This window comes from Snodgrassella sp. CS2 (genome assembly GCF_050310315.1).
GTDB classification, from domain to species: Bacteria; Pseudomonadota; Gammaproteobacteria; order Burkholderiales; family Neisseriaceae; genus Snodgrassella; species Snodgrassella alvi_E.
Genome location: NZ_JBNPBA010000013.1, coordinates 1 through 10583 on the forward strand (window position 1 = coordinate 1; position 10583 = coordinate 10583).

General features: G+C 36.0%; 13 protein-coding genes. 3 read left to right on the forward strand and 10 right to left on the reverse strand.

The features are described 5' to 3' along the window. The coding region (locus ACQP6D_RS10655; protein ID WP_427858173.1) for an HNH/ENDO VII family nuclease at window positions 1-552 on the forward strand (552 nt) is incomplete at its 5' end. A gap of 9 nt (window positions 553-561) precedes the next feature. Then, window positions 562-1023: an SMI1/KNR4 family protein gene (locus ACQP6D_RS10660; RefSeq protein ID WP_427858174.1), complete on the forward strand. Its 462-nt coding sequence runs from the start codon at window positions 562-564 to the stop codon at window positions 1021-1023. A 12-nt stretch (window positions 1024-1035) separates the two neighbouring features. Here the strand turns inward: ACQP6D_RS10660 and ACQP6D_RS10665 are convergent, their stop codons facing one another. Beyond that, a complete protein-coding gene (locus tag ACQP6D_RS10665) occupies window positions 1036-1131 on the reverse strand; it encodes a SymE family type I addiction module toxin (protein ID WP_100157169.1) in 96 nt (31 codons plus the stop codon). A 132-nt stretch (window positions 1132-1263) separates the two neighbouring features. Here ACQP6D_RS10665 and ACQP6D_RS10670 point away from each other — a divergent pair, with 132 nt between their 5' ends. Continuing rightward, window positions 1264-1893: a hypothetical protein gene (locus ACQP6D_RS10670; protein ID WP_427858175.1), complete on the forward strand. Its 630-nt coding sequence runs from the start codon at window positions 1264-1266 to the stop codon at window positions 1891-1893. A gap of 415 nt (window positions 1894-2308) precedes the next feature. On the opposite strand, the gene ACQP6D_RS10675 is transcribed toward ACQP6D_RS10670, so the two are convergent. From ACQP6D_RS10675 to ACQP6D_RS10715, 9 genes are all read right to left on the reverse strand, one after another. Next, on the reverse strand, window positions 2309-5572 hold the full coding sequence (locus tag ACQP6D_RS10675) for an autotransporter outer membrane beta-barrel domain-containing protein (RefSeq protein WP_427858176.1): 3264 nt from the start codon (window positions 5570-5572) through the stop codon (window positions 2309-2311). Window positions 5573-5688: 116 nt separating this feature from the next. Beyond that, window positions 5689-6219: a toxin-activating lysine-acyltransferase gene (locus ACQP6D_RS10680; protein WP_267391665.1), complete on the reverse strand. Its 531-nt coding sequence runs from the start codon at window positions 6217-6219 to the stop codon at window positions 5689-5691. A gap of 910 nt (window positions 6220-7129) precedes the next feature. Further along, window positions 7130-7669, reverse strand: a complete 540-nt coding sequence (locus tag ACQP6D_RS10685; protein ID WP_427858177.1) for an imm11 family protein — start codon at window positions 7667-7669, stop codon at window positions 7130-7132. A gap of 1 nt (window position 7670) precedes the next feature. Further along, complete coding sequence (locus ACQP6D_RS10690) at window positions 7671-7976, reverse strand: AHH domain-containing protein (RefSeq protein WP_427858182.1); 306 nt, start codon at window positions 7974-7976, stop codon at window positions 7671-7673. A 354-nt stretch (window positions 7977-8330) separates the two neighbouring features. Beyond that, window positions 8331-8723 carry an Imm50 family immunity protein gene (locus tag ACQP6D_RS10695; protein WP_427858178.1) on the reverse strand — a complete coding sequence of 131 codons (393 nt, stop codon included), beginning with the start codon at window positions 8721-8723 and terminating at the stop codon, window positions 8331-8333. A gap of 11 nt (window positions 8724-8734) precedes the next feature. After that, window positions 8735-8968 (reverse strand): HNH/endonuclease VII fold putative polymorphic toxin, encoded by a 234-nt coding sequence (locus ACQP6D_RS10700; protein WP_427858183.1) that lies wholly within the window; start codon window positions 8966-8968, stop codon window positions 8735-8737. A 152-nt stretch (window positions 8969-9120) separates the two neighbouring features. Then, entirely contained in the window at window positions 9121-9522 is a 402-nt protein-coding gene (locus ACQP6D_RS10705) for an RHS repeat domain-containing protein (RefSeq protein WP_427858179.1), read from the reverse strand. A gap of 140 nt (window positions 9523-9662) precedes the next feature. After that, a complete protein-coding gene (locus tag ACQP6D_RS10710; protein ID WP_427858180.1) occupies window positions 9663-10100 on the reverse strand; it encodes a hypothetical protein in 438 nt (145 codons plus the stop codon). Continuing rightward, window positions 10093-10583 (reverse strand): RHS repeat-associated core domain-containing protein (locus ACQP6D_RS10715; RefSeq protein ID WP_427858181.1); only part of this gene is annotated, 491 nt, incomplete at its 5' end. The genes ACQP6D_RS10715 and ACQP6D_RS10710, both read right to left, overlap by 8 nt.

The following is a 10583-nucleotide window of genomic DNA, read 5'->3' on the forward strand; positions in this document are numbered from 1 at the left end:
AAAAAAATGCATACTGCACAAAAAGCCTATGAAAAAGCGAAAGAAGCAGGAAATGTAGCAGAAATGGTTAAGCAAACAGAAAATGTGGCTAATCTAATAAAGGAGGATAAAATTAGAAAAGAGGGTGGGAATGCTGGAAAGGGGATGACAGGAGCCACACTGGCTGATGCAACAAAATATTTTGGGCAAGAGCGAAAATATTGGAGCAAAGATCCTATAGAATTTAATGGTAATAAAGTTTATCAACGTAATGATTTGTTTGATCCGAATTTAATGACAACTTGGACAGATAAAGGGAAAATAATTAAAAGAACAAATTTAGAAAGAATGGCATCTGGTCGAGCACCTATTGGTCATGATGGAAATTCGATTAATTTTCACCATATGACACAAAATCAAAATGGGGCTATTGCTGAAGTTACGCAAACATTTCATCAACAAAATAAAAAAAAGCGATTCATGTTAATCCTAATACAATTCCTTCTGGAATTAATAGATATGAGTTCAATAAATGAAAACTTAATACTGGATCGAGAGAGCAAAAACATATAGGTAAAAATTATGAATGAAATAACAAAAAAAGGACTAATTGAATTCATTAATAAAAATGAGAATATAGTTAATTTCGGTACCCCGGAAGATGCGGTTGATGAATCATGGATTTTAAAGGCCGAAAAATATTTAGGTTTTCCTTTAGCTAACTCTTATAAATGGTTTTTACGGGAATACCGTGGTGGTGAAATATGTGGAGAGGAAATATACAGCATTTACGGATTAGATTTTGAATCGGTTAATGGTGGGGATATTGTTTATCATCATATCATTGATATGAAAAATAATATTATGAAAAACACACAACTTGTTGTTAGCCAAACAGATTTTGGTGATGTGTATTATTTTGATTATACTAAATTTGATAATTGGGAATGTCCAATATACATTATGCTCCCATCTGCTGAATGTAAGTTTTATGCTACTAATTTTTATGAATTTTTATATAAAAGAATTAAAGATTATTTATAAGTTATAGTTTTTTTAGACTCGTAAATCAATCTCTATCACTAACTTGCCCTGTTCAATCTGAATGATAACAGGGCATCCCACATAAAAGCCTACCTGCTCCAGCCACACTGATAGTAGTCACAGGCCACTGCCAACAGTATCAATGCAGAAATTGGCGGCAAACTAAGCATAATCAGTCCGCAGGACAAAATAGACCAAGTCATCAAAAACAGCGGAGCCAGCCTGCATGTACAGGGCGGATTGGGTAGCGTATGGGAAGCCTCAGGTAATTTTAGCAGCAGCAATGCTTCTGGTCACCTTAATGGCGTCAACCAACAATCTGGATTATTTGCCGGTAAAGATGGTTACCACATCAAAGCCGATAGCGTAGATTTGCAGGGAGGAGCCATCGGATCCACTGCAGACAAAGAACACAACCAGCTTACCACCAACAGTCTCACCTTCAAGGACATCGAAAACCACTCCGACTTTCATGCCAGCAATGCATCGATAGGAGGTGGTTTTTCCGGAGACGGCCCAGGGCCAGTGGGCAATCCGAGTTATACCCCCGGCCTGCCACAATACGAAAGCGGCAGCGACCATACCACCACACATGCCACCCTAAGCCCGGGGCAGATAATCATAAACGGCAAAGAAACCAGCGTAGAAGAACTGGGCATCCACAGCGACATCAACACAGCACACAGCAAAGTAAATGAACTGCCGGATTTACAGCAGATTATGGACAAACAGCAGGCTGTAGCTGATGCCACCGCCACCATCATGCAAAGCGTACGAACACTAAGCACAGATATGGCAAACAAAGCGGACAAAGAAAAGCAGCAGGCGAAAAAAGCGGCAGGCGAAAAAAGCGGCAGCCCTGGTAGTTAATGCGTCCAAGAAAGAAGTGGCATAGGTTGGAAAGAATGTTTGAAATTTGTTTCAGATAATTGAAGAGAATACCAATAGAATAAATCCACTATAGGATATTAAATATTAAACATTACCCTAATTGTATAAATTTTTAAAATTATTCAAAGCGTTTTTTGAAAAAAGATAAAAATAAATATTATTGGAGTATTTTTTAAAATAAAAATCCACTAATGAATTAAGGATGAAAGCGTTTATGCAGAATCATTAATAAATTTTTATTGGTACGAATATCTTTTTCTTACATCATTTTAGATTAAACAAGCATATTTATTTCTGAAAAAAACGTGGTTGAGCGTCTAGCCTGACCACGTTGTACATTAGTGAAAATATTTGCAATAGAATAAAATTCTAAGCACTCATTCTTTCGTTCTCATCACTTCCATTTGTGCTCAAAAGAAAGGCTACCGCGGTATCCTTCGCGTTTTGTGCTACCAAAATCATGCTCGTAGCGGACATCGCTATAAATAAAGCTATTATTCTTTAGCGCAATTTTAAGACCTATACCTAATTCTCCCCATGTTTTGGCAAATTTTTCGCGTAGATTATCTCTACCAATGTCTACACGACTTGGATTTAAAAAATCATGCCATACATTGCCTAGAGCATAAAAAGTGGCTGGTTTGGTAACAGCAGTGTAGCCATCATAGGCCACACGCACGCCCACACGGCCACGTAGCGCATCCTGACCGTTTTGATCGACATGTCGGTAACGGTCATTAAAACTATTTAGATTGATATATTGGTATATCAGTTGTGCTTGTGGTTCAATCTTCCAATTACCTTGTGTATTTACTGATTTTGTCAGCCCAAATGGTTGGCCCGCTTCCACAGAAATTGCGAAACCCCAGCCATTTTGGCTATCGGGATTCATTCCATCACGTGCTTCGTATTTATTATGCAGATAAGACAACTGGCCTACTAGATCGATATAGCTGTTATTACTATTGTAATAAGTGTTGGTGATACCCAGACTAATGGCATCTGATTTACCTTTACCGGTATATTTATCACCTGTGATGACACCATTTACCGCACGGTATTGATCAGAAAAATCGGTACTAGCTCTACTGTAAGCGATATAAGTGCCAATATGATTGTGGCTACTATTTTTATGCAACTGGCTGAAAAAATCATGCCCTATCTGAAAACCTGCGATATCAGAATCAGCATTTAAACGGTTTTTACCATCTTGTTTCAGATGTTTGCCCAATACTCGCCCCCATGTCTGTCCACTGATGAAATTTTCATTCTGGCTGTCACATTTTGCACAATCTGTTAAATCTGAAGTCAGGTGTTCTCCGCGACGTTCATGCAGGGTACTTATACTGGCAAATCCTTGTTCCTGATTAATATGTGGTATAACGACATAACCGGCAACGGCATGGGAATATATCGGTGTTGGCTTTTTAGGTTTGGTGGCCTCACCTCCTCCGCTATTACCACCACCTCCATTTCCGCCGCCTGTTTCTTCTTTAGCCTGCATTGTCCAGTAATATACATCACCATCTGTACTTGAACGTTTGGCTAATTGTACTTCTGTTGCTCCTGTTGTATGCGCAGTGCCCGTAAAGGCATTTTGGCTACTATAGGTACTAAGGTTGTTGCTGGTACCAACATATACCACTGGTACGGTATTGATAACTTTATTAACTTGCTGCACGTTACCGTCAATTACATTTTCATTGCCGTCTGCATTCAAGGGTATAACACGGGTTACACCAGTGGCCGTACCAGTGATTTTTAAAACATCAGATTGAGAATTATTTCCTTCAGCATCGCCCGGTTGATTCCACAGCGTATTCATTTTAACCATTGCATTATTGATTGCGGAGTAATTACCCACAATGGTTAGCATATCATTGTATTTAGCATGGGAAGCATTATCGAGATTGATGATACTTTCATCATTATTCACGTTGCCTTGCAGTATGAATTCATTACCACCTGCATCATCAAAAGCAGCATTTAAAATAGAGCCGTGAGTTAGATTCAGGGTATCAAATTTTGCGGTATTGTTGGTGCCACTTTTCTTTAAGTTCCAAGTAAAACCATTATCTAAATTGATGTTAAGAATAGGTTTGTAACTTTCATCCAGCACTTGTTTTTCTTCAGTTTTGACCGTTCCTTTGGTGACTAGCCCAGTCATACTGCCTTTACCTGTGGCATTAAAGGTTACTGAAGAAGCTTCATACGCTTCGTGCCCTTGCTCATTTCCGCTATCGTCATATGTGTTTGAAAAGTACTGATAGTTAGGCCCTGTGTAGTTGCCACTGACATTAACTATATATCCTTCATTATGAGCAGTCAGGTTGGTTTTATCGCCTGAAAAAGATAAGTTTGTATCAACCTGCCCCTGATCGACAAAGATTAAATCTTTCCGACCCACAGAGCCCTCAACTACCGGATCGGCACTGGTACCGGTGGTGGTGAAAACGGCATCTTTAAAGCTGGCTCTAACACCATGAGCAGCTGCTTGTTCGTATTTACCATCTTTGGTTGCATCGTCGTGAGTACCAATTTCTAATGCATAACCGTTGGTTTTAATAGTGGTGGCGCTATTCTCATAATTGGCTTTAAATAGAGAATTACGCACCATTTTTATGCCATTACCACTTCTCGCGTTTGTTGTATCAATTGTTAAATTTCCATGGGATTCAAATATTCCCGGGCCTTCCCCTGTATTACGCGTTTTACCTAATTTTATGCCGTTACTGTCCCAGTTTAATGTTGACGTGTCACTGCCCTGATTAATGATGATTTTGTTGTTTTTGCCATTTAAAACCACTATTGGGGTCAGTTGCCCTTCAACTCCGGTATCTTCAGCAGCTTTATGATTGGTTTGATTTCCGGAAACATAAATACCGATAGATCGATTACCGGTTAAGGTCATATCTAAATCATCGTTGACAATAACGCGCCCAGTAGAGCCGTCTCCTGAATTATCGAAAGCGCCCTGAATTGCTCGAATACCATTATTTAATATTGGCTGGGTTTTACCCCCTGTGGCTGTCTGATTCATGGTTAATTTATCCACTGTTATGGTGGTGTATTTACCATTGAATGTTTTTCTTTCGCCAGCATTTGCAGCCGAACCAGCTAAAATACCATAGGAGGAGACGGAACCACTTGAGTTACCGCCGCGGGAGTAATTATTATTAATATTTAACTCTACATTTTTAGCTGTTATGTCAACATTGTGATATGAGGCAATGCCGGATAAATTGCCATTGCTGTTGACGGTAAAATCTATGTTACCGGCATTAATGGCGGCATTAGAATAACCATAAGAGTATTGATTTCCCAAAGCCGTATAATCACCATTTATGTTAGCTCTTAAGGTAGTGTCCCCAACATTAAGTGGTTCACGTAGATGGTTACGAGTCAAAATATAAAAACCGGCGTTACCACTTTGATTAACTGTTGCGGCCTTTACGTTATTACATCCATCATTCGGTCCACCGCCGCCAACTAAGATTGATCCGTCTGCATTGGGTATGCAATCCTGAGCAAATGCGGTTGTCGATGCGGCTAAAACAGTTAAAGTAGCTGTAACTTTGCACGCTCTACGTACCAGTTCTGAACAGGCTACCGTTGTACCCGTTATTTTATTAAACTTTGTTTGGTAGATTTTGTTCATACTGATTTCCTCTTAGTCAAGGGTGAAACTAAGATGATCTTATCGCTTATAATTATTGGATTTATAAAACTATTTTTTTATTTACTTAATAAAATCATAATATTACAAATTTAAAATTAACATTGAATATTTTTTACAACAGTTTGTTGTTTTGATTTATGGTAGCCAAAATAACACAAATGATTATGCAGAACTTTTTTACAGATTGATTTAGTTAGTAAAGCATCATGTAAACCAAATGGACAGAAAAATGATAATATCCATAAATTTTTGTCTTGATCTGGTTGCATGCAATTGACAAAAGTTAGATAGTCTTTTGATTGATTCAAATACTGAATTTCTTCCTCGTGGTTCAAATATGCCCAGTTGATATAGCCGATAGGGCGCTGTTGAGTGATGATTAGGGCGAAGTTTTTCGAACGGATAATGGGAATTAAATTCTCTAAGGCAGAGTTAATAGCAGTGTTTTTGTAATCAGGATGTTTGCTCCATAACCATATCATAGCCCCGATTACTTCCGCTTCATTCCATGTGGCATCGGGAAAAATACTGGGAGCGATTACTCTGCACGCTTGGGATAATACATCAGAAGTGGCTACTGAGGCTTTTTTTGATTTAGTGAATTTTGATTGGTAGTTTTTTTCCATATTGATTTCATCTTAGAATATAACGACACCAATATGATCATATCGCCTGAAATGGAATGTTTAATAAAACTAATTTCAATTTGCTTATAAAAATTAAAAGTTTACAAATTTAAAATTTTTATTGAATATTTTTTGCAACAGTTTATTGTGTTGATTTAATATAACCAAATAAATCACTAAGACTTATTTAATATTTTAGAAACAGTTTTGGGTAGCACAGCCTTTCGCTTTTCAGATTAAAATAATATATTAATACTGAGTTAAATGCTAGTTTAATATAACAATGTAATTAATTTTTAACTAAGCAAAAATAATTCATTTGAAATAAAACTTTCAGGTTTAATTTTCGCTACAGCAGGCTGACTAACTGTGATTGGTGTTATTTTAGACTGTTGTGGACGTACATTTTTACGCACATGCTTAATCTTGTGAACAACCAATAACTCTTTGAGTCTGTGTGCTGCTACTGAATAGTAAACAAGATGTTAACCTTACCAATGTCTACTTCATCTCATTCATTTTTATCATTAAATATATTAAAAAATACTATCCAATGATTTTTCTGGAGTTCGCTGGTGATTATAGCCCCTCTTTTATATAGTAGCCGTATACTGCATTTTCTTGACTACGTTGTTTTTAGTTAATATTTCTTTCCAACGGCTTGAGGTTTGATTTTATTTTTTGCTTATCCGCAGCAGCTAAGTATATTTGCCGCCGTGAATTATTCTTGGCTATGGGATTTTGCTTATTTATGGTCTCTATCTTTGCCAGTGGTTTGTAGACAATTTAGCTTCTGTTGGTACAAGTTTCCTGAATCATTCTTAGCCCGTCCCACAGCTGACGTTTCGTTTATTAGATGTCTTTGCTGACTATTTTCAATAGGCAGGTTTACTAAATTAAATTATATGGATCAATCTATTCCTTTTACTTTATTTTTAATAAAAAACTGTCGTAATGACTCTGAAATCACAATTCGCCCTTTAGATTCTTCACACCTTGCCATACAAAATTGCTCATTTATATTTTCTTTAAAGACCATTTTATAAAATTCTTTTGGTCCATCAGGCAAACTCTCTAATAATGGTATATATTCAGATTTATTCATATCAATACATGATATTAAACGAAGAATATTTAATGCCTTATACCCAGAATAGCTACGACCATTAACAATTATAGTTGCATCTATTAGCTGGACATCATGTAAAAAATCTTGGTTGTTCGAAAGTAAATTGGCAAGTCTAGGCGAGATAAAAACAGGACCATCACTGAAATAAATATCATAAGAGACTAAACGTTTTTCACTGACTTTATTTTCTAATTTAAAAACTAATGGTTTATTTAATTGAATCTCCTTGAATTCTATAAATTCGTAACTGGCAACTACAGTTGAGTCATATTGGAACCAATAACTATTAGGATAATTACCTATCATAAGTTCATAAATCATATCAACATCCTTTGGAAGGCCTAATTGAATTTTTATTTAAAATAGTTTTTCCACTACGTAAACCAATTCTTTCTTTTTTTATTAGTTTATTTAAAGCTTCTTTGTATTGCGTTTGTGTCCAATTTTCTTTTTGACCTCTTTTATTAATTTCATTCATTTGCCATTCTATATCCCGTGTGTATACAACGTGTGAACCGTTGTGAATAGTTCTAGTAGAATGCGCATCAGCTGAAGTAGGCAGATAAATTATATTTTTAATTGAATGAATATTCATGCCAGCCGCTTTAAGTAAATCATGATCTTTCAGTTGCTAATGTGACCGTCTTCATCAGTGAGTTCTTCCGGGGCACCGTTGACATCTGGTACGGTTTAATTTTTCGATACGAACTTCGATTAGGCGGTGTTCGGCATCGTAATGGTAATACTGGGTACCGCTGGCGGTTTGTTGACGTCGGTGTGGTAATACAGCACTTTTTGTTCTATACCAGTGGTGTCTCTACTCTAGCTAAAGGCTCATAGCCGCTTTTATCGGTGTAGATAAATACATTATATCTGTATCATCTTCGTCTAGGTTTTTTATATATACTTGGCTTAAATTTCTCTTTATAGCAAAATAAATTATTTTTTTTCTAAAAACAATTGAAAATCACAAAACATTATTTTATTTCCATCTTTGATCTAAGTAAGGTTTAATTGAATCAATAATAATCAACTCAGTTGTACATGATAAAAAAAATTCTTCTTTATTTGTAATTGTAAATATTAAATTATTATTATTTTTATTTATTGATGGAGAACATATAAAGCCTACTTGATTTCCATTCAATGTCAAATTATGAATACCTATTAGTTCCAAAGTCATGGATAAACCATTAAATTTTATTTTTTTCCACTTATCAGGTATTTTTTTTGGTATTTTTTTTATATTAAAACTTAATCTCACTCTTGAAATATCGTAAAAAAGTAAATTTTCAAACTCTGAATCATCAAGAGATAATTCATTGTTAAACATAAATTTAATTTTTTCGCGTCCATGCATAAAATCAAACCACATATTCATCTACCTTACGGAAATTCATAATGATCATATGTACCTTTGACAGAACGATTTCTTGAACCATTGCCTGTTTTAGGGTCAAAAGGTCTAGGATTAAAATGCGGTCCCTGATTTCCAGCTGTTCCTGGGGGTCCATACACATGTCCTGCCGAGTGCTCCTGAATAACTATTTTTGAGCCATTCGGTTGTACATAATGATATTCTCTTGATGTTATTATATTAAAATTACCATCTTTTATGATATGCCTTTCTCAATCAGTTAATGGAACTTTTTTAACTGTTATTGGATGCTGGTTCATAGCTATTCCTGCATCTCTTTTTGCTGCTCTTAATGCAGCTTTTCTTGATGGAAATTTAGCATTACATGCAGCTACACATAATGGATCAATCCAAGTCAACTCTTAAGGCGAATACTGATACAAATTAAACCCACCCCCAACCCAATCGGGTCCGGCTGCGTGAATCTGCCTATATCTGGGTCATAATACCTGAAAGTATTGTAATGTAAGCCCGTTTCTCTGTCTAAATACTGCCCCTGATACCTTAGGTTCTGTTGTATCTGGCTGTGTTCGATTTCCTGTATCGGTTTGCCCCACAGCTGATAGCTGCATGCCCATACAATATGACCGCCTTCATCAGTGAGTTCTTCCGGGGCACCGTTGACATCGGTGTGGTAGTACAGCACTTTCTGTTCCGTACCGGTAGTGGTCTCCACTCTGGCTAAGGGTTCATAGCCGCTTTCATCAGTGTAGATATAGATGCTTTTGCTTCTGTCAGTACGGGTTTCCTGAATCATTCTCAGCCCGTCCCACAGGAAACGGGTACGGTTGCAGGCTTTGCCCGCCCGGTCTATCTGGTGTTTTTCGATACGTCTGCCTAAGGCGCCGTAGACTGAGTTTTCTGTTTCTATTTTATTAAGTTTTATCTAAAAGTATGTTAGTTATTTATAGAATAATGTATATATATTTTATACTCATCATCATTAATAATTATTATTCTTTCAGGTTCTAAAAATAATAAGGATAAATCATAACACTGATTATATTTAAATACACTATCTAAGAAGAAATCAAGATTTTTGATATTTAAATAAACAGCAATTTTTTCTTCAAATAATTGAATACAATTTATACCAGTGTTGGTTTTTAAAATATTATGAATTACTTGAATTACTTTCTTTTTACATATGTCATGTTCCAGTATTATATCAGCATTATTTTGTTCAATTTTGAAAAAAAATTTCATTTGTTTTTTAAACCAAACAAAATCTTTATCCTCAATAAATGATATTTTAAATGATTGAATTCCTTCTAGGTTTTCGGCATATTTTTTTATTTTCAAATAAAGTAATTTTTTTTCAAGAATATTATTCATAATAAATATGATGGTCATTTGTTGATGGGTTGATAATTTTTAAATATCTTTCTTCTTTAAAATCATAGTTTCTTGAGTCTGCACCAGTTTTTGGCTTTCCTGCATGTGTATGTATTCCTTTCGCTCTTGGGTCATTTGTATGATCAACAATAACACGTTTATGTCCTTGAGCATTTCTATATTCATAATATCGACCATGTGAACCAAAATCCTCCGAATATTTATAATTTTTTTGCCCTTTTTTCACGGGGATATTTCCAACTATCCACTGTCTCTCTGGCTGTTGAGAATGAGGAATTTTAGCAAGATCTTTAGCTTTATTTAAAGCTTGTCGTCGATTGAGAAAATTACATTCTAATCCCCACGGATCGATCCACATCAGTGAGTTAGGCACATACTGATACAAATTAAACCCACCCAGCAACCCAATCGGGTCCGGCTGCGTGAATCTGCCTATATCCGGGTCATAGTACCTGAAAGTAT